At 49.7% G+C, this 22,891-nt stretch carries 20 protein-coding genes and 1 pseudogene; 5 read left to right on the forward strand and 16 right to left on the reverse strand.

The annotated features are described in order from the left end of the window. Nucleotides 1-24 precede the first annotated feature (24 nt). The 5 genes from V5J35_RS16235 to V5J35_RS16255 all read right to left on the reverse strand — a co-directional run bounded on the left by V5J35_RS16235 (nt 25) and on the right by V5J35_RS16255 (nt 7,972). Nucleotides 25-1,599: a hypothetical protein gene (locus V5J35_RS16235; RefSeq protein WP_354008146.1), complete on the reverse strand. Its 1,575-nt coding sequence runs from the start codon at nt 1,597-1,599 to the stop codon at nt 25-27. 729 nt (nt 1,600-2,328) lie between these two features. Then, nucleotides 2,329-4,929, reverse strand: coding sequence for a leucine--tRNA ligase (leuS, locus tag V5J35_RS16240; RefSeq protein ID WP_354011311.1), 2,601 nt, complete (start codon nt 4,927-4,929; stop codon nt 2,329-2,331). A gap of 90 nt (nt 4,930-5,019) precedes the next feature. Then, complete coding sequence (locus V5J35_RS16245; protein WP_354008147.1) at nt 5,020-6,078, reverse strand: hypothetical protein; 1,059 nt, start codon at nt 6,076-6,078, stop codon at nt 5,020-5,022. Between the two features lie 141 nt (nt 6,079-6,219). Further along, entirely contained in the window at nt 6,220-7,422 is a 1,203-nt protein-coding gene (locus tag V5J35_RS16250) for a hypothetical protein (protein ID WP_354008148.1), read from the reverse strand. A gap of 235 nt (nt 7,423-7,657) precedes the next feature. Next, nucleotides 7,658-7,972, reverse strand: coding sequence for an SCP2 sterol-binding domain-containing protein (locus V5J35_RS16255; protein WP_354008149.1), 315 nt, complete (start codon nt 7,970-7,972; stop codon nt 7,658-7,660). Between the two features lie 307 nt (nt 7,973-8,279). Between V5J35_RS16255 and V5J35_RS16260 the strand changes: the two genes are divergently transcribed. After that, a complete protein-coding gene (locus tag V5J35_RS16260; RefSeq protein ID WP_354008150.1) occupies nt 8,280-9,041 on the forward strand; it encodes an enoyl-CoA hydratase in 762 nt (253 codons plus the stop codon). A 15-nt stretch (nt 9,042-9,056) separates the two neighbouring features. Here V5J35_RS16260 and V5J35_RS16265 read toward each other — a convergent pair whose 3' ends face one another. From V5J35_RS16265 to V5J35_RS16285, 5 genes are read right to left on the reverse strand one after another with little or no spacing between them, the layout of a single operon-like run. Next, nucleotides 9,057-9,617 (reverse strand): DUF3299 domain-containing protein, encoded by a 561-nt coding sequence (locus V5J35_RS16265; protein ID WP_354008151.1) that lies wholly within the window; start codon nt 9,615-9,617, stop codon nt 9,057-9,059. Between the two features lie 15 nt (nt 9,618-9,632). Next, nucleotides 9,633-10,895, reverse strand: coding sequence for an ABC transporter permease (locus V5J35_RS16270; protein WP_354008152.1), 1,263 nt, complete (start codon nt 10,893-10,895; stop codon nt 9,633-9,635). Beyond that, entirely contained in the window at nt 10,892-11,623 is a 732-nt protein-coding gene (locus V5J35_RS16275; protein WP_354008153.1) for an ABC transporter ATP-binding protein, read from the reverse strand. Before V5J35_RS16275 ends, V5J35_RS16270 begins: the two co-directional genes overlap by 4 nt. Before the next feature lies 1 nt (nt 11,624). After that, nucleotides 11,625-12,293 (reverse strand): ZrgA family zinc uptake protein, encoded by a 669-nt coding sequence (locus V5J35_RS16280; protein ID WP_354008154.1) that lies wholly within the window; start codon nt 12,291-12,293, stop codon nt 11,625-11,627. Between the two features lie 46 nt (nt 12,294-12,339). Continuing rightward, nucleotides 12,340-12,720 carry a DUF2946 family protein gene (locus V5J35_RS16285; protein ID WP_354008155.1) on the reverse strand — a complete coding sequence of 127 codons (381 nt, stop codon included), beginning with the start codon at nt 12,718-12,720 and terminating at the stop codon, nt 12,340-12,342. A gap of 266 nt (nt 12,721-12,986) precedes the next feature. Between V5J35_RS16285 and V5J35_RS16290 the strand changes: the two genes are divergently transcribed. Next, the gene (locus V5J35_RS16290) at nt 12,987-14,594 is read left to right on the forward strand and encodes an amidohydrolase family protein (RefSeq protein ID WP_354008156.1); all 1,608 of its coding nucleotides are present in this window, start codon (nt 12,987-12,989) and stop codon (nt 14,592-14,594) included. 68 nt (nt 14,595-14,662) lie between these two features. Then, the gene (locus V5J35_RS16295) at nt 14,663-15,121 is read left to right on the forward strand and encodes a YcgN family cysteine cluster protein (RefSeq protein ID WP_354008157.1); all 459 of its coding nucleotides are present in this window, start codon (nt 14,663-14,665) and stop codon (nt 15,119-15,121) included. 18 nt (nt 15,122-15,139) lie between these two features. Here the strand turns inward: V5J35_RS16295 and V5J35_RS16300 are convergent, their stop codons facing one another. Then, nucleotides 15,140-15,589 carry a hypothetical protein gene (locus tag V5J35_RS16300; RefSeq protein ID WP_354008158.1) on the reverse strand — a complete coding sequence of 150 codons (450 nt, stop codon included), beginning with the start codon at nt 15,587-15,589 and terminating at the stop codon, nt 15,140-15,142. A gap of 159 nt (nt 15,590-15,748) precedes the next feature. On the opposite strand from V5J35_RS16300, the gene V5J35_RS16305 reads away from it, so the two are divergent. Together V5J35_RS16305 and V5J35_RS16310 are read left to right on the forward strand one after the other, a co-directional pair. Next, nucleotides 15,749-17,611 (forward strand): sulfatase-like hydrolase/transferase, encoded by a 1,863-nt coding sequence (locus V5J35_RS16305; protein ID WP_354008159.1) that lies wholly within the window; start codon nt 15,749-15,751, stop codon nt 17,609-17,611. A 102-nt stretch (nt 17,612-17,713) separates the two neighbouring features. Continuing rightward, a complete protein-coding gene (locus tag V5J35_RS16310) occupies nt 17,714-18,193 on the forward strand; it encodes a pilin (RefSeq protein ID WP_419095761.1) in 480 nt (159 codons plus the stop codon). A gap of 46 nt (nt 18,194-18,239) precedes the next feature. Here V5J35_RS16310 and V5J35_RS16315 read toward each other — a convergent pair whose 3' ends face one another. The 5 genes and pseudogenes from V5J35_RS16315 to nadC form a co-directional block, all read right to left on the reverse strand. Beyond that, entirely contained in the window at nt 18,240-19,298 is a 1,059-nt protein-coding gene (locus V5J35_RS16315; RefSeq protein WP_354016445.1) for a helix-hairpin-helix domain-containing protein, read from the reverse strand. Further along, the gene (locus V5J35_RS16320; RefSeq protein ID WP_354016446.1) at nt 19,228-20,034 is read right to left on the reverse strand and encodes a hypothetical protein; all 807 of its coding nucleotides are present in this window, start codon (nt 20,032-20,034) and stop codon (nt 19,228-19,230) included. The genes V5J35_RS16315 and V5J35_RS16320 overlap by 71 nt, the downstream gene beginning before the upstream one ends. A 31-nt stretch (nt 20,035-20,065) precedes the next feature. Then, nucleotides 20,066-20,719, reverse strand: a complete 654-nt coding sequence (locus V5J35_RS16325) for a hypothetical protein (RefSeq protein WP_354008161.1) — start codon at nt 20,717-20,719, stop codon at nt 20,066-20,068. Between the two features lie 179 nt (nt 20,720-20,898). Beyond that, nucleotides 20,899-21,916, reverse strand: a pseudogene (gene galE / locus V5J35_RS16330) (UDP-glucose 4-epimerase GalE). Between the two features lie 101 nt (nt 21,917-22,017). Continuing rightward, on the reverse strand, nt 22,018-22,878 hold the full coding sequence (gene nadC, locus V5J35_RS16335; protein ID WP_354008163.1) for a carboxylating nicotinate-nucleotide diphosphorylase: 861 nt from the start codon (nt 22,876-22,878) through the stop codon (nt 22,018-22,020). Nucleotides 22,879-22,891: the final 13 nt, after the last annotated feature.

Raw genomic sequence — 22,891 nt, forward strand, 5'->3', positions numbered from 1 at the left:
GTGAACCCTTCCGCTGAGCTGATCTTATTTATACTGGATACAAAAAGCCGACCAGTGCAAGCCTTGGCTCCTTGGTGCAGCCGGGTTAATTTCCCGGTATCCCTTATCCTCCAAGGCTATAAGCTTTCTATCTGGAGTAACCTGATAAGCAGGGGTGCCTTCACTAAGACCTACTTCAGGCAGGGATGTGACCTGGTACCATTGCTGTTCGGGTTGATTAATCATATCGCCTTTAAGATTCGCTGGTATTGGATGGGCATACACTTTGTCAGGAAGTTCGTAGCGCCATGGGAAGACCATCATTTGTCCCTGGCTCACCTTGAGATAGTCATTACCCAGCCACAGTTTCGGGGCTTTTCCGACCACGGTTCGAGAGGTAACCCTGTCCACTTCTGCATAGGCATTAGGCCTGAAGGTTTTGCTGAATTCATCTGATTTGAAAAACTCGGATTCAACGTAGCCAACATTGTGCAGGCGGTACATAGACGGATGAAAGACAGAGTCGTTTGTCGGCCGAACCATCTCGTTGAAAATCATCGGGTTCATGGTTTCAGCATTCAGTGTGTCGCTTTCTCTGAGTGCCTGTACTTTTGCATCAATGGCTGGGTGCCTGGCCTGAGGTTCACTGACAACGACAGGCTGGTTGTGATGCCCATGCATGGCCATAACCGGAGGATATTCCGGATCTGATTCTATGGCGAGATAAGTGAAATCCCGTTTCAGGCCGCCATCCGAGGGGTTGTTGCTCGTTCTTGCGAATTGTAAAGGCACTGCGAAAGGTGCTGGCCCGGTTTCTACAACGCTTAACCCATCTTTAGTCAGCCTGGACATATTGACCGGTACCGGTCCGTCTTTGGCATGATCGGCGGTGTAACTGTTAAACAGGCAGGCATTGCCTTCAGAATCCTTTGTCAAAGCCAGTGTGATAATTGATGAATTAGCTTCAGCATACTGACAGGTATTGTCAGGGCCGGTCAGGGGCTGAAAACCTTCGGGCATTTGTCCTGGTTGTGGGCAAAGCTTGATCGTTGCAGAGGCTCCCTGACGAGCTTTTTCAACATCAAGTACAAAAATCCGTCCCTCAAAACTGATGTACAGCAGTTTGGTCTGATTATCATAGGCAAGGGAGATGCCGTAGTCTTTGTTATATTCCTGCAGCTTGTCAAAGTCCTTTGTGGCCAGTGTACTCATGTCCAGGCTGATATCCAGAATGTCTGGTTGGTCGGCAGGTGCTTTGATAAGCACATGGGAACGCTCAACAGTAAAAGCAAGACTGTTATCAGGCAGTGCCGTCATATCCTGCAATTTGGGCAGGGAGTCAAATTCACGATGGGTGAACTCAACGGGTTCTTTGGTTTTGGAGTGGCTGGGATATTCAGTAACGATTCGGGACTGAATGGACACTGGGTGATCCGTATATTTTGCCACAGGCTGCCAGGCATCGGGCGTGCCATTAAAGAGTGACTTTCCTTTAACTGCTTTGATACGTCCCTGACTGTCACTTTCAAGTGGGACTTCAGCAACAAGATGCCCATCTGGCCCTGAAGCAAGGGCGACAAGGTAAGGTTTATAAGCGGGCGCTCCGGTAGGATCTGGCATGAGATAAGTACTCCTAATTCCATTTAGAGAATGGGAAACAGAGCGTTCTGCCTCCCTGATGTTGCCCTCTTTGACTGGTAGAATCGGCCTGAGTTCCTTCACGACTTTTAAACAGCGGCTCCATAGACAGCAATAGCAAGCTGCAGAGTGTGTTTCTATACTCATTAAAAACTTAATACGCAGGGATACGACAATGATAAAAAATGCTGCTCTTTTGACCGTATTGCTGTTTTTTTATACAGAACTCTACTCAGCTCCTATGCTGCCCAGACCTGAACAGGGTTCTCTACAGGAACTTCGGAATCAGGTCCCTGAAGCCTGCCGGACTCAGTGCCGCCTGGAGAAAAAGCCCTGGATTGGAAAAATTATATTACCGGGAGAAGAAAAGGCTGTTGATTATCAAAACGCCGATATCACAGAGCCATTGAACTATTATTGTGCTTGCAGAAACAGGCAGGCATCGACGAACAGAGATGCTCTTTATAATAACACCCATGCTGCTGCCGAATGTCCTAAACGTTGTGAGAAGGAAGTGGACAAGGTTACCAAACTTCCGGGGATGATATGGACAGGAGCCTGGTGGTCACTAGATACCATACCCAGTAGTTCAGTTTGTTTGTGTGCTTCGAGCATGCCCAATTAAAACTTGCCTCTTGTTTTGGACCTAAAAAAAGACCGGCGCAATACCGGTCTTTTCTCAGAATCATCTATCGATGATCAGCAGACACCTCAGTTGGCAACAATATTGACCAGCTTGCCCGGTACCACGATCACCTTGCGGATGGTCTTGCCATCGGTAAACTTGGTGACGTTTTCCTGTTCCAGAGCCAGTTTTTCAACGTCGTCCTTAGCCATGCCTGCAGGCACTTCCAGTTTGGCGCGAACCTTGCCGTTTACCTGAATGACCATAGTGATGGCGTCTTTCTTCAGGGCAGATTCGTCTACCACCGGCCAGTTGGCACCGACAACGGCTTCCGTGTGACCCAGGGACTGCCAGATGCTGTGCATGGCATGCGGTGCAATCGGAGCCAGCATCAGGGTAGTGGCTTCCAGCGCTTCACGCACAACGGCACGGCCCTGGTCGCTGCTGTCTTTGAACTTGCCCAGGGCGTTGTTCAGTTCCATGATGGCCGCGATGGCGGTGTTGAAGGTCAGGCGACGGGCGCAGTCATCAGATACCTTTTTGATGGTTTCATGAGTCTTGCGACGCAGGTCTTTCTGCTCTTTAGTCAGCGCGTTCAGATCCAGTGCCGGGGCTTCGCCACCCGCCGTGTGATCAGCTACCTGTTTCCAGAAACGGCGCAGGAAGCGGTGCGCGCCTTCCACGGCGCTTTCAGACCATTCCAGAGTCTGCTCCGGTGGCGCAGCAAACATGGTGTACAGACGGATGGTATCGGCACCGTACTGGTTGATCATCTCCTGTGGATCGATACCGTTGTTCTTGGATTTGGACATCTTGCTCATGCCCGCGTGCTCAACGGCTTCCCCAGTCTCTTTCAGCGTCGCTTTTACCAGACGGCCTTTGTCGTCGAACTCCATGTCAACGTCAGTTGGCGCAATCCACTGCTTAACGCCTTTTTCGTCCAGTTTGTAGAAGGTGTCCGCCAGAACCATGCCCTGACACAGCAGACGCTTGAACGGCTCATCACTGTCGACCAGGCCTGCATCACGCAGCAGCTTGTGGAAGAAACGGGAGTACAGCAGGTGCATCACCGCATGCTCGATACCACCGATATACTGGTCAACCGGCAGCCAGTAGTTGGCAGCAGCCGGGTCCAGCATCATGTCGTCGGACTGCGGAGAACAGTAGCGGGCGTAGTACCAGCTGGACTCCATAAAGGTGTCGAAGGTGTCGGTTTCCAGGGTTGCCGCAGCACCGTTGTGAGTGGTTTTTGCCCATTCAGGATCGGCCTTGATGGGGGATTGAACACCGTCCATTTCCACATCTTCCGGCAGCAGAACCGGCAGTTCTTCCAGAGGGACAGGAATTTCAGTACCGTCTTCCAGGTACTTCATCGGGATTGGCGCGCCCCAGTAACGCTGGCGGCTTACACCCCAGTCACGCAGACGGTAGTTTACCTGCTTTTCACCCTTGCCTTCGGCAATCAGCTTGTCGCAGATGGCATTGAAGGCGTCTTCAAAGGCCATTCCGTCGAACTCGCCAGAGTTCACCAGCCTGCCTTTTTCAGTGAAAGCGGCTTTAGACAGGTCACACTCTTCATCACTGCTCAGGGGTTCAATGACCTGCTCAATTGGCAGACCAAAGCGCTGAGCGAACTCATAGTCACGCTGGTCATGGCCCGGAACCGACATAACGGCACCAGTGCCGTAATCCATCAGTACGAAGTTAGCTGCCCAGACGGGTACTTCACGACCTGTGATCGGGTGAATGGCACGCAGGCCGGTATCAACGCCCATTTTTTCCATGGTCGCCATTTCGGCTTCGGTGACACCGTTGCTCTTGCACTCTTCAATGAACGCAGCCAGTTTTTCATCATTGGCAGCCGCAGCTTTTGCCAGAGGGTGTTCTGCGGCAACGGCTACGTAAGTGATGCCCATCACGGTGTCCGGACGGGTGGTGTAAATCTGGAACTCTTCCGGCGTGCCAGCGATCGGGTTGGCAACCTTAAAGGTCATCTGCACGCCTTCAGAACGACCAATCCAGTTACGCTGCATCGCTTTAACCTGTTCAGGCCACTCTTCCAGCTTGTCCAGGTCTGCCAGCAGTTCGTCAGCGTAGTCAGTGATTTTGACAAACCACTGTGGCAGCTCTTTACGTTCTACCAGCGTGTCACAACGCCAGCAGCGTCCGTCTTCTACCTGTTCGTTAGCCAGTACCGTCGCGTCGTTCGGACACCAGTTAACGTTGGACATTTTTTTGTACACCAGACCTTTTTCATACAGTTTGGTGAAGAACCACTGTTCCCACTTGTAGTAATCCGGCTTACAGGTCGCCAGTTCGCGGTCCCAGTCGTAGCCAAAGCCCAGACGCTTCAGCTGGCCTTTCATGTACTCAATGTTTTCGTAAGTCCATGGGGCTGGTGCGGTCTTGTTCTTGATGGCTGCGTTTTCCGCAGGCAGACCGAAGGCATCCCAACCCATAGGCTGCATGACATTTTTGCCCTGCATGCGTTGATAGCGGGAAATCACGTCACCAATGGTGTAGTTGCGGACGTGACCCATGTGTAGTCGACCACTTGGGTAGGGGAACATGGAAAGGCAGTAGTATTTCTCCTTTCCTTCGTCCTCGGTAACAGCAAAGCTGTTGTTTTTATCCCAGTAAGTCTGGGCATCAGTTTCGATCTGATGCGGGTGGTAATGCTCTTCCATCATAGCTCTAATAAATAGCTCTATCGAGAATCAGGTATCGGGTTTAAACGGACAAGGATACCTCAGTGAAACCGCTTGGGACAGTTTTCTTTACAGGTCTTCCTTGCTAAAAGCATTTTCGTTTGTGCGCTTGCGAACACTGTCATCTGTATTGTCAGCAACCCTTTCAAAGGTAATATGAGACTGATAATGATCCATCTGGGGTTGACCGCCAGTTAAGTCTTTTAGCTCTCTGGGGGAAGGAGGAGCAGGCAGTTTGTCGGGCCAGTTGCAAACTCTGGGAAGGTGCTGTCTGGAATGGGCTGGCAGCATGCCTGTATCACATTTGAATTTATCAGAGGCGTAATTAAAAGGATTATGCTCATGCGATTCGGTGGAAGTGCTTGATGTGTCTTTCCATTGTTTGTCGGGAACGCCGTTGGTCAGAGGCAGGCTTTGAATAAGAAGCTCAGGCTTTTCTGTCTTTTTGTCGGGTAAGTCCAGAGCACCCAACAAATGAAACTTGTTTTGTTTATCCCTGAAAATATCAAACCCGGCCATTGGCTGAGTATAATCGATGCCTTTTTGATCGCTACCCATTCGCAGGTAAATACCGCCATAAAAGCCGAGATAGCGAGTCCAGCTGTCTATTGTGACGAGTTGTTTTGTGTTGAGGTCAATAATGAACAGGTTGCCTTTCTGGGTGACAAATAACCAGTTTTTTCCAGAGGCATTGTTAAACTCTTTGCTGAATGCCATGAAAACAGGTGACGGTTTCCACAGTAAACCAACCCCTAAGCCGTCCTTTAAATATATTTCGTCATACCAGTACCAGTAATTTGTGGGAAGCAGGACAGACTCAACCGGCTTACCATTTTCGGCAATAAATACGTAACCATTCGTACAGCCAAAAGCAAACTGGTTATTGCCCAGAGGTTGGTGAAAGGTATTCCGGACAGGTCTATCTGGCTGATCACTTTTGTTTACCTCGCAATTGCCAAGCGTACCTTCAAACACAACTTCCCAGTGTTCGGCTCCTGAATTTTCAATAACAACCGTTGTTCCAGCAGAATCTGTTCCAGCCAGTTGATGAATGACATCAGCATGAATGTTTGTTGAGACACCCATGAATAAAGCGGTAAAGGGCAGTGCTTTGAGTAACCTGTTCATTGAGCTGATCCCGTCTGTCTGAACGTTTTGACAGAACTGGTTATAGATGGCGAATACAGTAGAAAGGTAGTTCAGTTTACAGCGGGACACATTTTGTCAGCGGACGACAGGCTTCCGGGAAGCTGGTATTCGGCACGCTGCTTATAAGTCTAACTGGTCTTTTTTGCTGAACGTTTTTTTGTCAACACGATGATTCCAACAGCTTCCCGCTGCGTCGCTGTAAGTCCTTCCATACCTTGAGGAGTACATCTCAAAGGTTTTGAAGGAGTAATAGTGCGCCACCTGCGGTTGAACCTTGAGTCCTTTGAGTTTTTGGGGAGAGGGGTATTCGGGGGATGCTTTTATCCAATTACAGTCAATGAAGTCAGAGGCTTGAATTTTTTTTGTAAGACTCAGCTTTGTGTTTGTGTCGCATTTTAACACACACCCGCTGTTGCCAGCGGAGAAAACAGTCCTGCCATCCGCTTGCAGAAGTGTATAAGAGCTTTCGGTGCCGCTGAAGGCTTCGCTATACCTTTTTTGCAGGTAAAGTAGAGTGATGTCACCCTCTTTTTCATCGATGGTTTCATTTTTGGAATTTCTCCAACGGTTCTCAGCAAACCTGTAGGAACACAAGTCTTGAATCAGGTGCATCGGCTTTGTTTCCTTTTTTTGGGATGTACTGAACTCTACGGCAGCCCGCAAATATGCGACTCCCCTGCGATCATGGATAACACCAAGTCCTGTTGTGGGTTTTGTATGGTCAACGTCATCCCTGCCTTCCCCCATTGGCAAATAAGATTGCCAAAAGCCAGGCCAGTCTTTAAAACTAACCAGTTTCTTCACTTTGACATCAATGATAAAGAGATAGCCTTTCTGGATAACAAATAACCACTTATCATCATGGTTTTGTTTCATGTGCCCATTGAAAAGCATGTATGCGGGCGACTTTTTCCATAAATGGTCGGTTTGAAGGTTAAACCCCCAATTTTCAGTGATACCAAACTCGTACCCGTCTAACCAAAACCAGCTTGCTGTAGGAAGTTGGACATATTCAGCCTGCTTGCCGTTTTCGGCTATATATACATAGCCATTGGAGCAGGCAAAGGCAAATTTACCGTCGTCCAGTGGCTGATGGAAAGTGTTGGGTATGTGATCATCTAACTCTTCAGGAGTATTCATCAGGCAGTTATCAAGGTGGCCCTCAAAAACAACTTTCCATGGGCGATCCTGTGAGCCTTCGATTACGACTGTGTTGCCAGCGAGGTCTATGGTGGCCAGTTGATGAATGTAATCAGCACTGACCATTACTGAAAGGCTCACGAAGGAGGCGGAATAAAGAAGAGTTTTGAACAGCCTGCCCATAAAGAAACTCCGCACGTTAAAGTGCTGTATCAATTTTTATTACAAAACCCGAACTCCGTAGATAAAGTAGCTCAGTTCACAGAGGAACACATTTCGTCAGCGGATGGCAGGCTTCCGGGAAGCAGTAAGGGCATTGCAGAGGAAGTATAGAAAGGGCTCTCAGTCAGCCATGAACAGCGGTTCAAAAGGCTGACTGAGAGTGTTCTGTTGCGGCGGGGGACGGTAATAAACGATTCTACTGCTTGAACAACTCGCCCAGCTTGCTGGCCAGCATCATATTGCCTTCGGTGCGCAGCTTGCCGGTCATAAATGCCTGCATGCCATTCACTTCGCCGGTCATGATACCGACAAACGTGTCGGTGTCAGAAATCAGGCTGACGCTTGGGTTATTGCTGGTACCTTCAACGATGTCACAGGTGCCGTCGTTAACGTCGATGTGGAACGGATCACCATCAGTGATATTGAACTGAAAGACAATGTTCAGGCCAGCAGCTGCGCCTGCGTCAAAACGATCGGACAGGCCACTGAGGATTTCCTGCATATCTGCCATTGTTGTTGCTCCGTTGTTATTGTATTGGGCTAATCTCAGTAGCCGTAGCCGCTGAGATAGACGACAAATAATTTCTTTTGAGTCTGTCGTTACTGCTCACCTGCAAGATTGCCTGTTAGGTGGTCTGATGGCAAGGTTTTGTGACGATGTTTTTCTTTCGCTATGGGCATTTGTGAAGCAGGTACGGTTTGGGCAAATATCCTGCGGTGAGCGTATAAACTAACGACAGGCTGATTTTTCAGATGGGCTCAAGTATGATCTTTATCATCCAGGCATACGACACCAATAACATAATAAGGTGAATAAAGTGGAAGGCGTATTCCAATCTGACCATGTTCTGCTGGAGCAGCAGGGGCGTATTTTAACCATCACGCTGAACCGCGTTGAGAAAAAGAACGCCCTGAGCGGTGATATGTACAAAGCCATGACCTCTGCGCTGGCTTATGCGGCCGGTGAAGAGTCTGTGTATGCCGTACTGGTTACCGGCAGTAACGACTGCTTTACAGCAGGCAATGATCTGGCTGATTTTCTGCAGTCAGAACTGGGCAACAATGCGCCGGTTATGCTGTTTCTCCGCCAGCTGATTGATTTTGAAAAACCGCTGGTGGCTGCGGTGAACGGGGTGGCCGTGGGAATTGGTATTACCATGCTGCTTCACTGTGACCTGGTGTATATCGGTGAAAACACCCGCTGTCGTCTGCCTTTTGTAAATCTCGGGCTGGTACCGGAAGCGGCATCCAGCCTGCTTCTGCCGAACATCATGGGACATCAGAGAGCTGCTGAACTGCTGATGCTGGGGGATTTCTTTGATGGCAGAAAGGCAGCGAGCTACGGTATTGCCAATGAAGCCCTGTCTGATGGCGATGCTGTCACTCAAAGAGCGCTGGAACAGGTTAACAAACTGGCACAGCAACCAAGGGAAGCATTACGGCTTACCCGCAGGCTGCTGAAAAAACGTGAATACGACCCGGTGGAACACCGTATTGGCGAAGAGGGGATGATATTTGCCAAACAGCTGCGTTCAAAAGAAGCAACAGACATCATGGAAGCGTTCTTCACGGGGGGCTGATCTGCCCCCTCATGCTCAGAAATACCCTTTGATCGACTCGACTTCAATAGAATAAAGGGTGTCGGTGTACTCCGAGGAGTTTTTCTCAACCAGCAGTGTTCCGGTTACCCAGTAAGGTGTGTACCCGGCTTCGGTCACACGGATACCCTTGTCGAATTTAATGTAGATCGTCTGATTCGGCGGTGGCGGTGGCACATGAATGCAGGCACCCATGGACGGAACCAGTAACAGCTCAGTAGCTTTCTGGTTTTTGTCCATATTCAGGGGTACCAGAAAGCCCGGCATTTTGCCGTAAGTTTTATCCATTTTTTCAACTGCTGTATTACCCAGCTTGTCCAGATAAGCGATAATAGCATCACGATCTATTTTGCCTTTCTGGAAGTCTTCCACTATTTTCGGATCCGGCTCAGGCATTAGCTCACGCCAGTCAAGCTCACGTAATTCCTCTTTTGAGTCAGCTTTGGCAGTTTTCTCTGCTGCTTTCTGTTTGCCTGTATCGACGGGGCTGGCCAGGGATTCGCCCACTGACAAAGTGGCTGCCACAGTCAGCGCCAGTGTGAGTAATCCTTTTTTCATCGTTTAATTCCTGTTTCAGAGTCGTACAGTCAGACCGTCGGCCAGTGAATTTCTGTAGGCGCGCCAGGCGGGAATTAATCCCAGAATAGTCGCACAGAATACAACAATACCGGCTATCAAGCACTCTACAGCGCCGGGAGCCGTAATCGGCAGATAAAAGCCAAAATACTTCTGAAGTGACGGCTGAACGGCAAACAGAAGACCATACTGCAACGCAAAACCAAGCGCGGTTCCAGCTATCGCATAAATCAGTGATTCACTGACCATCAGGGCAAAGATATGCCCGGGACGAGCGCCAACAGATCGTAAAATAGCCATTTCCCGTCGTCTTTCATTGAGAGAAGTCAGAATAGTCGTCAGCATCCCTATCAGCCCAGCCAGTACCACCATCACTGAAACGGCCAGCAGAGCCTTTTCCGCCGAACCAATCAGTTGCCACAATTCCTGCAGGGCAACGCCTGGCAGGATGGCAGACAGTGCTTCCTGACGATAGTCATTAATCATGCGTTGGTAGCGGAAGGCCGCCACCCTTGATTTCAGGCCCACAAAGTAAGCGGTAATGCTCGCGGGTTTCAGATCCATCTGCCGGGTTCTGTCTGCCGATATATTGAAGCCGGGAACCGGTGGTGCGCCACTGATCCAGTCAACATGCAGGGCTTCGATGCCTTCCAGCGAGATCATAATCACCCGGTCCATCGGTGTGCCGGTAGCTTCAAGAATACCGCTGATGACAAAGGGTTTGTCGTCGTGCTTCTGCAATGAAGTCGCTTCAACACCATGGCTCAGGGTAATGGGCTGACCCACTGAATAACCCAGGGCCAGCGCAATTTCTGCGCCGATGACTGCATCGTACAGATCATCAAACGATTTTCCGGTTCTGAACGACAATGTTTGATCATCGGCATACCGGTAATGATCAAACATCCCCTGAGTCGTACCAACCACCCGATACCCCTGATGGGAATCGCCCAGTGCAATGGGAACCGTCCAGGCTACTGCAGGGTTGGAAGACAGCTCTTCATAGGTCTGCCAGGTGATGTTGTTGGTGGCATTGCCAATGTGGAACACCGAATACAGCAGCAGATTAATTGAGCTGCTGCGGGCACCGACAATCAGGTCGGTACCGGAAATTGTGCTGGTGAAACTGTTCTTTGCCTCAATCCTTACCCGTTCAACACCCAGCAACAGAGCAACACTGACAGCAATGGAAAAAATAGTCAGTAACGCCGTGGTTTTGCGATTGCGCAGGCTTTTTAATGCCAGACTGGCTGTGCTCATAATACTTCTCCCGGTCTGGCGCCTGAACTTGCGTGATTGATTTCATGCAAGGCTATAGTACGGTCAAACAGCTTTTCCAGAGTAGGGTCGTGGCTGACAAATACCAGCGTGTTTTCTGCTGCCTGACACTCTTCAAACAGGAGTTCAATAAAGGCTTCACGGGTATCGGTATCGAGTGCTGAAGTGGGTTCATCAGCAATGACAATACCGGGGCGGCCAATCATGGCTCTGGCGGCGGCAACACGCTGCTGCTGTCCAATACTCAGTTCAGTCACACTGTTGTGCAGTTGTTCATGGTCGTTTAATCCAAGATGCGACAGCAAGCGTAAGGCTTCCTGACGGGCGCTCAAGCCGGATTGTTCGACCTGCTGCTGTCGCCGTTCGGAAAAACTCAGCGGCAGAGTGACGTTATCAACCAGTGACAGGTAGGGAATCAGGTTGAACATCTGAAAAATAAAACCGATATGGTTGGCACGGAAATGATCCCGCTGTGCTGGGGACAAACCGCACAGGTTTGTCCCCAGCACACTGACTGACCCCCGTTCAGGTACCAGCACGCCACCCAGAAGTCCCAGCAATGTGGTTTTACCAGAGCCGGAAGGTCCCCGGATAAAGACCTTTTCTCCCTGATAAATAGTCAACTGACTAATATCCAGAACCGTCGAGCCCTGCTTCCAACTGAACTGAACCTGATCCAGCTCAATAACCGGTGAACGGGAATCAGTCATATCAGAAACGTACCTGTGGCTGGTTCGGGGTCATGGTTTCGGACAGCTGACCACTTTGGGTGAAGCCCTGCACACGAATCCTTTCACTGCGTGGGAATGCTTCGAACAGTGCGGTTGACAACTGGTTCAGCTGGTTAACCGCCTTGCACTCGTAGACATAGGAAGCAGCAATATCCATATGCCCGTCGTGATCATGGTCATGATGATGTTCATGGTCATGATCGTGCTTGTCATGGCTGTGTCCGTGATCATGGTCGTGCTTGTCATGGCTGTGTCCGTGGTCATGGTCGTGCTTGTCATGACCATGACCATGACCATCCTTAACATGAATCTCTTTCGTTGGGCTGGCATGGGCATGATTCAGCTGGCAGCCTGCAGCAACAGACAGTGACCAGATAGTGTCAGATTCCAGTTTTTCCAGCGCTTCATTCAGCTGTTTCTTCTGGGCATGGGTGTTAATGCTCTCAAAGCCCAGTATGTCGTGGGCGGGCATCATCAGCTCCAGATGCAGTTCTGAACCTTCTGTCGCAAAGTTCAGTTCGCCTTCCCCGTGTACATGAGCCCCGGCATGGCGAACTTCATCATTATGATGGTGGCTGTGTGCCATGGCTGCACCGGAAACCGCCAGAGTACAGGCAGCCGCCGCTGCCATACGAATAGATGTACGCATAAATAAATCCTGCTGCATAAAAATGGTAAAAAATAGTCAGGGAATATCAGACAACAGGTGGTGCGCGGGTCAGTCGTTTGGTGGGGGTTTTACGGGAAAAATAACTGAGTTCCGGAGTCGTTAAGGTGGTATCAGCTTTCAGGGTGGCGACGGTGCTGGTGGCATCAGCCGCGGGATGACTGAACTGGAACTTACAGGCGGTACAGTCGTGTGCATCACTGTCCCAGTCATGACTATGGCCTTCCAGTTCCAGAGAATGAACAAACTGGTGTAGCTCCTGATGAAAGTTTTCAGCAGTGTCAGAGTGTGTTTTATGGGTATGAGCTGTGGCGTAACTGGCACCTGTGATGTAAAGAAACATCAATAGCCAGATAACAGCGGTGTGACGCTGCAGCCGTCGCAGAATGTTGGCTATTGACAGGCTCATAGAGTGTTCCAGTGAAAAACAACGGATGACGTTTTCTCAAACAAGTCGACTATTTTTGCATAAAAAATATTTTTTCTATAACAATTATTGTTTTTTTTACTACTGTTCTAAATTCAGGCTTCTCTGTTCTGAAAAAACAGTTGAGGTTGGAGATTTTGGTCAGACTAAGGGAAGTTCGTACAAATGCAGTTGGTGCAATTGATGGCATAGGGTAGGGTATAGAGAAGTAGCTGCATAAAAAAAATAAAAATCGCATGGAGAGCGTTATGTCGGATCGTTTTATTCTTACCGGTGGAATGATTTGCGACGGCACCGGTCAAGACGCCTTTCAGGGTGAACTGCTGGTTGAAAACGGAGTGATTCAGCAAGTACGCCGGGGTGTCACCGCTCCGGTTGACAGTACTCCCAGAGTAAACTGTCAAGGTCTTGTTGTGGCTCCGGGTTTTATTGATATCAACTCAAACATGGATTTTTATGCCGGTTTTGGCGGTGCGGTTTATTTTGAAGGCTTTACCCGCCAGGGAGTCACCAGCTTTGTCACCGGGCAGGGAGGATACAGCCCGTTTGCGATAGCGGCTCACAGCCCTCATCAGTCATTACTGAATCAACCACCCTTTGATATAGGGCAGATTGAACAACCTGCAGGCGGTCTGCGGCAATTCCATCATCACCTCAGTCCGGATATTCATCATCAATTGATTCCCCTGGCGGGACATGGCAGCTGTCGTTTATCCATTGCCGGTTATGACAATCGCCCACTGAAGGGTAAAGAGCGACAGCAGTTACTGGGTCTGCTGGAAGAATCCCTTCAGGATGGTGCAGCAGGGCTATCCATTGGATTAAATGAACGTCCCGGAATGTTTGCCACAAAGGAAGAGTTGCTGGCGGTGGCTCAGCTCGCTCAGCGATACGGAAGGCTGTTACGGGTTACTGGCCGGACACAGATGGCGTTGTCGGGTTATTACCCGCCCGTTTCCCTGATGCGGCACAACCTGAAGGCGATTGATGAAATGGTGACACTGGCTCGGCAGACCGGAGTAAAACTCCAGTGTTCACACCTTGCCTTTATGGGGGACCGGTCGTGGTATACCTTTAATACTGCACTCGAGAGTATTCATAAGGCCTGTGAACTCGGTGTGGATATCCAGTTTGATCTTTCACCCCACAGTGTTGCAACGACGACGCTGGTTAATCTGTTGCCTCAGTGGGCTGTGGGAAACTGGCAGCAGGTCATGGAATCCAGCCTGCAGCGATCCCGGTTAAAACTGGCACTGACTATGAACTTTGCCATGTCCGGGCTCAGTTTCAATGATATCAGGCTGGTGTCGGCTGTTTCTGACCAGTATGAGCAGTACGAAGGCGAACGTCTGGACACGATTGCCAATGCAACCGGGCAGAATCATTTTAATACGTTGCTGGATATTTTAAGCAAAAGCCAAAGTCAGGCCCGGGTTATGGTTTACGAACGCTATGGCGTTGGCATGGTGCAGCAGTTGATGGAACATGCATGTTCACTGCTGGGTTCCGGAGCCGTACCTGAACCGCTTTCCGGTGTGCATAATCCATCGGCTGCAGCGGCGTTTCCCAGGTTCCTGCAAATAGCCCGTAATACCGGTGTTCTGTCGATGGAACATTGTGTGCGTAAAATGACCGGCGGTGTGGCTGATCGTGCCGGAGTGCGGGACCGTGGCTATCTGCTGGAAGGTAAACGGGCCGATATCACCGTGTTTAACTGGAAGAGCCTGATGGACCTGACCGACTTTGCCGGTTATAACGCTCAGCCGGACGGCATTGAACAGGTGTATATTGGCGGGAAATGCCTGCTGAGAAACTCGCAACTGGTTTCGGCAGAAAGCGTTTCCAGCAGCGTGTGATACGGGTTCTTTTTCCCGACAGGTCGAGGTAAAGTGGCGCACCTTTTATTCCCTGCGGGGACGGTGTGATGAAATCGGCCTGTGACTCAAAACAGCCTTTCTGGCTGCAAAAAAACCTTGATGAAATGACCTCTCAGGAATGGGAATCCTTATGCGACGGTTGCGGGCGTTGCTGCCTGAACAAGCTGGTGGATGAAGACGATAATATTCTGACCGTTGCCGTAGCATGCAAACTGCTCGACCTGGACAGCGGCCTGTGCAAAAACTACAAGCACCGCCGCAAGCATGTACCGGACTGCATTAAATTCACCCCTAAAACCCTGCACGAACACCTGAAGTGGCTACCTGACAGCTGTGCCTATCGTTTGTTGTATGATGGTTATAGTCTGCCGGACTGGCATCCGCTGGTGACTGGAAACCCTGAATCAGTACATGACGCTGGATTTTCAGTTCGAAACAAAGGGTTTGTATCAGAAGACGATGTACCGGTAACACAGTGGCACGATTACATTATTTGTACGGACTGAACTGTTGGCTACGGTGGCTTATTCCTGGATCCTGACTTTTCTGGCAGTAAGGTCAGGATCTAAAAAGCCTTTGTAATAAAAAAACTCTTCCGTAATCTTTTTCTCATAACTCACCTTATACAAAAGAATAAAAGGCAGACTTTCGTTACTGTGCCTATTTCTAACATCTGTATTCCACCCAATAAACCGGTGAGACTGATAAGCCCCCAGCTCATTGTCCAGCAGCGGCAGAAAATGGTTTTTTTTATTGCCGGTGGCGGTTAGCACATGGCGGTCCATCTGAATGACCAGATTGTCTTCCCTGGCTATGCCATCAGCAAAGTAGTTGTTGACTTCCTGCTGGTAGAAATACTGCAAACTGGCTGCTGCGGTAATCAGTCCAGCAGTAAAAATCAGCACCACGGTGATGCAGCGTGAAAGAAGCGAGAGTTTTCGGTTGCTGATCAGAACCCGCTTTTTTATGCCCATAAAATGTCCCCTGTCATTAATCAGACATATCGGACAAAGCGGGGAAACGCTTAGCTGAAAAATTGACACAGTCACCACTGGCAGTTTGCCATTACATGCCGATGAAAAATATTCAGGTAAAAGAATTCAGACCAAAACAATAACAACAGGGTAAAGCTCATGAAGGTGAGTAAATCGACAGTAGGGGAATGGTTATTGCTGGTGATGCTGACACTGGGGCTTATGCTGCTTCAGGGGGGGTACCGGTTCTGGATGTTTGCAGAAACCTTTGCCATTAAGAAAGGCTCCATCAATGCAGATATGATGATTGCCGCTTTCTGGGAAAGCCCGAAACTCCAGAGTGATTTACTGCATTACCTGATGATGCAGTTTTTATTGCACCTTTCCCTGGCAGTGCTGGCCTGGTTGCTGGCCCGATGTTTTTTGAAACGGCTCCCCGATTATGCCAATCAGCCGAAAAGGGTTATCGTACTGTTCTGGGCTGTTCTGGTGCTGTGTACCTTTATTGGTAACTCACTGGTTTACAAGTTTTCATTCTTCTCATGGTACACCGCCATTAACGAATGGTTCGCTATTGCCTTTCTGGCATTGGTGGGGGCGCTTACCATTTACCTGAGCCGGGGCTGGGTGTTGCTGTTAGTCGCTGCCTGGTTACTGCCTTTTACCAGCACAACAAAACACACCGTTGCAGAGTCTGAACAGCCGAATATTTTTATTATCGGGGTGGATTCATTAAGGGCCGATATTATCGAGGCAGAACAGTCCCCTGCACCGGTGTTAAAAGCTATCACGGAATCATCGGCCTATTTCAAAAATACACTCACCCCCGTTGCCCGCACGTTTCCGGCATGGATTTCGATTTTAACGGGCAATGCACCACAAACCACCGGAGTACGCATCAATCTTCAGAACGTCTCGGAAATGGACTGGAGCCAGACCCTGCCCAGTATTCTGCAAACCCGGGGCTACCAGACCGCTTATATTACCGATGAAAAACGCTTCAGCAATATTGACCATCGTTATGGTTTTGATGTGCTGGGCGGTCCTGAAATCGGTGCTTACGATTTTATGCTGGGCAGAATTAACGACTTCCCCCTGTCCAACCTGGTTATGAACTCAGGGCTGGGAAAAAAACTGTTTCGCTACACCCACCTGAACCGGGCTGCTGACCATGTCTATGACCCGGATTATTTTGTTGATAAAACCATTGAACTGCTGGGTGGCATGGGTTCGAAGGGCAGCGTGTTTGCTGCGGTGCATCTGTGTCTGCCGCACTGGCCTTATGTCTGGGGGGATGCCGGGCGCGACAAGACTCTTTTTGTACGGTATCTGAAAGCTGCCGCAGAAGCTGACCGGCAGGTTGGGCGACTGTTGGACGGCTTACAGAGAAAGGGAATGCTGGAGAACAGTATTGTCGTATTTCTGTCGGATCACGGTGAAGCCTTTCCGACCGCCTATGAAAATGGCAAGCCCCTGTTTCCCTGGTTGTCTGAGAAATATGTCGATTATGTAGGACTGCACGGGACGGATCTGCTGAGTATTAACCAGAACCGTGTATTGCTGGCCATTAAGGATTATCGCCCGAAAGCCCGGTTTAACCCGCAAACCGTCACAGAAGTTGCTTCATTAATGGATATTGCACCAACACTGCTAGGTCTGGTCGGGATGGAACGGCCGTCAGACAGATACTTTGACGGGGTTGACCTGCTGGCAGAAGGCTCAGAAGCGATTCTTCAGTCCAGGACACTCTTTCTGGAAACCGGCTTTACAGTAGAAGCCATGTTTCGGGCAAAGGGGCTGAATCTTACGGATATTGTTAATGAGTCGTTTGATTTCTATGAAATTGATACTGATACGGGGCGTTTGCAGGTAAAGCACGATTCGGCTCATAGTCTGATTGAGAATAAATCCTTCGGGGTGCTTAAGGACGGTCTTCTGAAGGTGACGGGCGCTTCTCATGAGGCAGGCAATACGCTGGATATAAAGACAGGGGAAGTTTTTTTCTCTGAACCACTGGAATAATGACAAAAACGACAAGAGGACGACTACCATTAATTAAAGGTCGAATTAATCGAGCCGAAACATTCAACAGGACCACTTTCAGTGGTTGGCTGATGATACTCAATGATCGAGGATGAGAAAATGAAGACAAGGATGTCTGGTAACAGGGGTTTTACCCTTATCGAATTGATGATCGTTGTAGCGATCATCGGTATTCTGGCGGCGGTGGCTATTCCGCAGTATCAGAATTATACGCGTAATGCGACAGTGAACGCGGCAATGCAAGAGGCAAGCTCATACAAGACTGCAATCTCTATCTGTTTGCAATCTCGCTCTCTAACAAACTGTGATCTTGGTGAAGGAGGCGTTCCTGCAGCTCCAGCAGCGCCAACAGGCGGTACAGCCATTATTGGTGCTGGTACTCCTGATACAGCTTCATTTACTATTACCCCTGGTGGTCCATTTGATGCTCAAAGCTTGACAATGACACCAAACGCTACCGGTAATTCCTGGGTCCTGACTTGCGCAGGAACAGGTACCGGAGACGTGAATCTTTGTAATAATGACTCTGTGGAAGCATTCATTGCTCAGTTCAGCTCTTGACGGCCTGACCCTGAATCAATAAAAAAGGCTGGTTTCCCAGCCTTTTTTATTGCCTGCTTTGCAGCTGTCTGAGTATTTTGATCAGCGCCTGATTTTCTGGTCTCTGTAAATATCGCCTGAGCTGCTGAATGGTGGCTTCCCCAACGTCTGCTATTGCCTGAAGCTGTTTGTTTTCGGCCTGAAGCAGTTGATCCCAGTTAGAAAATGCTTTTCCAAGCTTTGTGGAGCGGGCTTTGCCGATATCCGGAATGCCCAGCGCCCGAACCTGCTGTTCGAAAGGCAGAGCGCCTGTGAGTTCAATAGCCGAACGAAAATAACCGCTCTGTTCCCAAGTGCTGCCCGCTTCCTGAAGTTGCTCTCTGCTGAGTGTTAACAGGTCAGCCAGCGTCTTTAACTGGCCACTATTGACCAGATTATGGATAACGGGCTCATCCAACCCAGGCAAGTCCAGTCGTTTACTGAGCCACTGAATCCGGGCAATAAACTGTTCTTTGCAGCCCTCAATCAGGGACAGGCAGGTGAACGGGCTGTATTGCTGTGAATCGGGCAGAACCGGACGCTTTCGCTGTGAATCTCTCAGAATGACTTTATTGAAGGTGGGCGTGGCGGAACCCTTCAGGGCAATGGAAATCTGGTCGCCAATGGCAATGTCTTTGCCTTGCAGGTTATTCAGACTGCCCATAGAGACCCGGGTGATGGTTTGTTCTCTTATCTCAACCGGATCAAACACCACGACCGGGGTGATATTTCCGGTTCTGCCCACCTTGAATTCAATGTTCCGGACGGTAGTGACCGCTACATCAGGGGGGAATTTCCATGCCAGCATCCAGTTCGGTATGAAGTTGGATGACCCCATTGCCAGCTGTTGAGCCTGACTGTTGACTTTGAGCACTATGCCATCCAGAAGAAAGGGTAAACGATCCGCCTGCTTTTGCAGCTGGTCGCGTTTTCTGATGACCTCTTCAAGGCTTTTTACCGGCTCGGTAAATTGCGTGGGAAGGTCAAAGCCCATGGTGTAGAGCTGGTTAACGGTGTCAGATTCCCGACCTGGCCGCTGATGGCTGAAATAACGTCCACGGGAAAAAATCCAGCACTTCCAGTGCACTGAGTTCTGGTGCGTTGCTATGAATGATACCTGCCACAAAATGACGGGCGCTGGAGTAGCGCCCCCTGTTGTGAGTCTTTTCATTCCAGCGGTCAAGGCGGACAAACAGTTCACCATGTAAGACGATGCGGGCGTAGGTAACAGGCACTTCGTCCGGAATCGCAGGAATGGCTTTTACCTTCGCCAGAATATTTTTACCGATAATGCCATCGCCACGGGTAGAGGCGGATACAAGCTTTCCATCGTGGTAAACCAGTTCAATGGCAATACCATCAATTTTGGGTTGCAGCATAACGCCGGAGTGGTAGCTGGCGCGGAAAACCTGTTGCAGGAACTCGCTGATGTCTTTCTCAGACTCTGCCTTGCGAAGACTGCCCATGGCATAAATATGCTGGATATGGTTATCCGCACTCTTATCCGAACTCTTATCCAAAGAGTTATCAGGCGCCAGTCGCTCAGTTATGCCAGTGTTCAGCTTAATGTCTGGAAAGCAATCCGACAGCACTTGCAGGCGTTTAGCCAGCGCATCAAACTCGTGGTCGGATAGTACGGGCATCTGCTTGAAGAAGTAGAGCTGATTGTGGTGCTGGATTTCCTGATTGAGTTGTTCAAGCTTCTGGCGCGCGTCCTGTTCAGACCATTCAGGGCAGCTGGCTCGTTCTACAGGGAGTGCAATAGAGGGTGTTATAAAAGGGGCGATTAAGGGAATAAGCAATAATGATGAAAAGCGTTGCATTACGACGACACCCGTTGATGTTGCTGTTTTATTATCCGCCTGCCTGTAACTGCTTTAATTCTCGCTCAGCCTGTATGTTTTCGGCTACGCGAAGCCTCTGTATAGCGTTTTCCTGTTTTTCGATTCGTGTTTCCAGATTTTTAAGGGCTGTTTTAGCAGTTCTCTCTAACTGTACGGCTTTGAAAAAACGGTTTCTTGCTGACGCAAACTTCGCGGAGCGCAGTGCGGTTTGGCGTCTTAGTCCTGCTTGTCTACTGAGTTTATTAAACTGCCTGCCCGTTTTTTCTTTGAGCGCAGTGGTCCGGCTGACGGCATCGTTAAGAATGGACCAGTTTTGATTCAGTTCCATCAATTGAAATTCGGCATTGTAAATCTGTTCCTGAACAGAATCGGATTCCAGCAGAGGGTGAGTGGGTGTTTTTGTCGTGGGGCTGCTTTGAGATGTTACAGGTGTTCGTATCGAAGCCAGTTCGGACGTGTTTGTCTGACGGATGCTTCGTGAATGTAACGGAGTGGATTCAGGTTTGCTGTTCCCAAGGCTGGCTTTTTTGATATGACTGTTGCCGGAGACTTTGCTGACACTGCCAAAATGAAGGAAGCCTTTCAGGGCTTTTGTTGTTTTTGCGGAAGCCTGTTTAAACCAGTTTCCAGAGGTTTGACCTGCGCTATTGACACTTTCAGTCATCGAGAGCTTCCCTTCAGTCGTAAAATCTGCCGTATGACTTTTAGCCTGGATTGTTAATTTATCGGTCGAGGTGAGAATAACTTGTAGGTTGGGACGAGCGATAGCGACTCCCAACACGGTGACTACAGAATGATCAGCTTGTTACATAGCTGCAACTTACCGTGTTGGGTGGTAATTGATCAGGAAGGATAACCGTCCGGATTTTGAGACTGCCAGCGCCAGGCATCGCTGACCATATCTTCCAGTACTTTTTCAGCTTTCCAGCCCAGTTCGCTCAGGGCTTTGTCCGGGTTGGCGTAACAGGCAGCAATATCACCCGCACGACGATCTGTTATGGCATAAGGTACTGCTTTGCCTGACGCCTTCTCAAAGGCTGCCACCATATCCAGTACGCTGTAGCCTTTACCCACGCCGAGGTTCCACGCAGTGGCACCTGTGGTGGTGCGCAGTTTCTCAATGGCACGGACATGTCCTATCGACAGGTCAACCACATGAATGTAATCGCGCACACCGGTGCCGTCGTGAGTCGGGTAGTCGTTACCAAATACTCGCAGTTTTTCCAGCTTACCAATGGCCACCTGTGTCACATAAGGCATAAGGTTGTTGGGGATATCGTTCGGATCTTCACCAATCGTGCCGGACGGATGGGCGCCAACCGGGTTGAAATAACGCAGCAGGGCAATGCTCCACTCGTTGTCCGACAGGTACAGGTCACGCAGAATGTCTTCCACCATCAGTTTGGAACGACCATAAGGGTTGGTGGCAGACAGCGGGAAATCTTCCATGATCGGCAGACTTGCCGGGTCGCCATAAACCGTGGCGGAAGAACTGAATACGATACGCTTCACATTGGCTGCTTTCATGGCTTCGCAGAGAACCACGGTGCCGTAAACATTGTTGTCGTAGTAATCGAGAGGAATTTCGCAGGATTCACCCACGGCCTTCAGCCCGGCAAAATGGATGACCGCTTCGAAATCGTGTTCGCTGAACAACCGGTTCAGCAGACTGCGGTCACGAAATATCACCATTAACAAAGGTCAGGCTTTTGCCGGTGATTTCCTGAACCCGGCGCAGGGATTCTTCACTGCTGTTGCTCAGGTTATCCAGTACAACAATATCGTAGTTGTCGTTTAGAAGCTCGACACAGGTGTGGCTGCCGATATAGCCGGCCCCGCCTGTTACCAGAATTTTACTCATAATGGGTCACTCCCGGAGGTTGTCATCATTATGGCAATGCGGCGTCATTGCCATAGTTTTGACATGTTCTTTGTTATAAATGTAGCCGTTTATAAATGCAGTCAGCCTGCTACTTCGGTCAGGCGCATGGACAGGTCGACAGCCTCACAATGTTTCGTGAGAGCGCCAATGGAAATGTAATCCACGCCGGTTGCCGCAATGTGAGGCAGGGTCTTTTCGGTAATGTTGCCTGACGCTTCCAGTTCAGGGCGGTTGCCTGCCAAAGTTTTGTTCAGCTCAACGGTCTGTTGCAACAGGTCGAGAGCAAAGTTATCCAGCATAATGCGGTCTGCTCCGGCATCGCGGGCCTGATGGAACTCGTCGAGGTTTTCGACTTCTATTTCTACTGGCTTGCCGGGAGTCATGACTTTGGCGGTTTCTACCGCCTGACGAATACCACCGCAGGCAGCAATATGATTTTCCTTGATCAGAAAAGCATCAAACAAACCAGTGCGGTGGTTGTGACAGCCACCCTGAGCAACGGCATACTTTTGTGCCAGACGCAGTCCCGGAAGGGTTTTGCGGGTATCCAGCAGTTTGACCTGTGTGCCTTTAACCAGACTCAGGTAATGGTGGCAGCGGGTGGCGGTGCCGGACAACGTCTGCAGGAAATTCATGGCGGCACGTTCACCGGTCAGAAGGCTTCGGGCAGAACCTGTAAGGGTGACCAGCAACTGGTCGGCCGCCACCTGTTCGCCTTCTTCAATATGCCATTCGATGGTGACATCAGGATCAATCTGCCTGAACACTTCATTAAACCATGGGCGACCACAAATCACAGCCTGTTCACGACAAATCAGGCGGGCAATTGCCTGTTGCTGTTCAGGAATCAGTGCGGCGGTAATGTCGCCGGTGCCAATGTCTTCATTCAGGGCGTGCTGGACATTGATGTTAATGGTGTCTTTCAGTTCAGGCGTCTTCATCGTGATCGCTTTT

It is taken from the genome of Endozoicomonas sp. NE40 (genome assembly GCF_040549045.1).
Classification (GTDB): domain Bacteria; phylum Pseudomonadota; class Gammaproteobacteria; order Pseudomonadales; family Endozoicomonadaceae; genus Endozoicomonas_A; species Endozoicomonas_A lisbonensis.

Bases quoted from the DNA above. Each gene is read 5' to 3' on its own strand.
- V5J35_RS16235 (WP_354008146.1), bottom strand. From the start codon at position 1,599: ATGCCAGATCCTACCGGAGCGCCCGCTTATAAACCTTACCTTGTCGCC.
- leuS (WP_354011311.1), bottom strand. From the start codon at position 4,929: ATGGAAGAGCATTACCACCCGCATCAGATCGAAACTGATGCCCAGACT.
- V5J35_RS16245 (WP_354008147.1), bottom strand. From the start codon at position 6,078: ATGAACAGGTTACTCAAAGCACTGCCCTTTACCGCTTTATTCATGGGT.
- V5J35_RS16250 (WP_354008148.1), bottom strand. From the start codon at position 7,422: ATGGGCAGGCTGTTCAAAACTCTTCTTTATTCCGCCTCCTTCGTGAGC.
- V5J35_RS16255 (WP_354008149.1), bottom strand. From the start codon at position 7,972: ATGGCAGATATGCAGGAAATCCTCAGTGGCCTGTCCGATCGTTTTGAC.
- V5J35_RS16265 (WP_354008151.1), bottom strand. From the start codon at position 9,617: ATGAAAAAAGGATTACTCACACTGGCGCTGACTGTGGCAGCCACTTTG.
- V5J35_RS16270 (WP_354008152.1), bottom strand. From the start codon at position 10,895: ATGAGCACAGCCAGTCTGGCATTAAAAAGCCTGCGCAATCGCAAAACC.
- V5J35_RS16275 (WP_354008153.1), bottom strand. From the start codon at position 11,623: ATGACTGATTCCCGTTCACCGGTTATTGAGCTGGATCAGGTTCAGTTC.
- V5J35_RS16280 (WP_354008154.1), bottom strand. From the start codon at position 12,293: ATGCGTACATCTATTCGTATGGCAGCGGCGGCTGCCTGTACTCTGGCG.
- V5J35_RS16285 (WP_354008155.1), bottom strand. From the start codon at position 12,720: ATGAGCCTGTCAATAGCCAACATTCTGCGACGGCTGCAGCGTCACACC.
- V5J35_RS16290 (WP_354008156.1), top strand. From the start codon at position 12,987: ATGTCGGATCGTTTTATTCTTACCGGTGGAATGATTTGCGACGGCACC.
- V5J35_RS16295 (WP_354008157.1), top strand. From the start codon at position 14,663: ATGAAATCGGCCTGTGACTCAAAACAGCCTTTCTGGCTGCAAAAAAAC.
- V5J35_RS16300 (WP_354008158.1), bottom strand. From the start codon at position 15,589: ATGGGCATAAAAAAGCGGGTTCTGATCAGCAACCGAAAACTCTCGCTT.
- V5J35_RS16305 (WP_354008159.1), top strand. From the start codon at position 15,749: ATGAAGGTGAGTAAATCGACAGTAGGGGAATGGTTATTGCTGGTGATG.
- V5J35_RS16310 (WP_419095761.1), top strand. From the start codon at position 17,714: ATGATCGAGGATGAGAAAATGAAGACAAGGATGTCTGGTAACAGGGGT.
- V5J35_RS16320 (WP_354016446.1), bottom strand. From the start codon at position 20,034: ATGCAACGCTTTTCATCATTATTGCTTATTCCCTTAATCGCCCCTTTT.
- V5J35_RS16325 (WP_354008161.1), bottom strand. From the start codon at position 20,719: ATGACTGAAAGTGTCAATAGCGCAGGTCAAACCTCTGGAAACTGGTTT.
- nadC (WP_354008163.1), bottom strand. From the start codon at position 22,878: ATGAAGACGCCTGAACTGAAAGACACCATTAACATCAATGTCCAGCAC.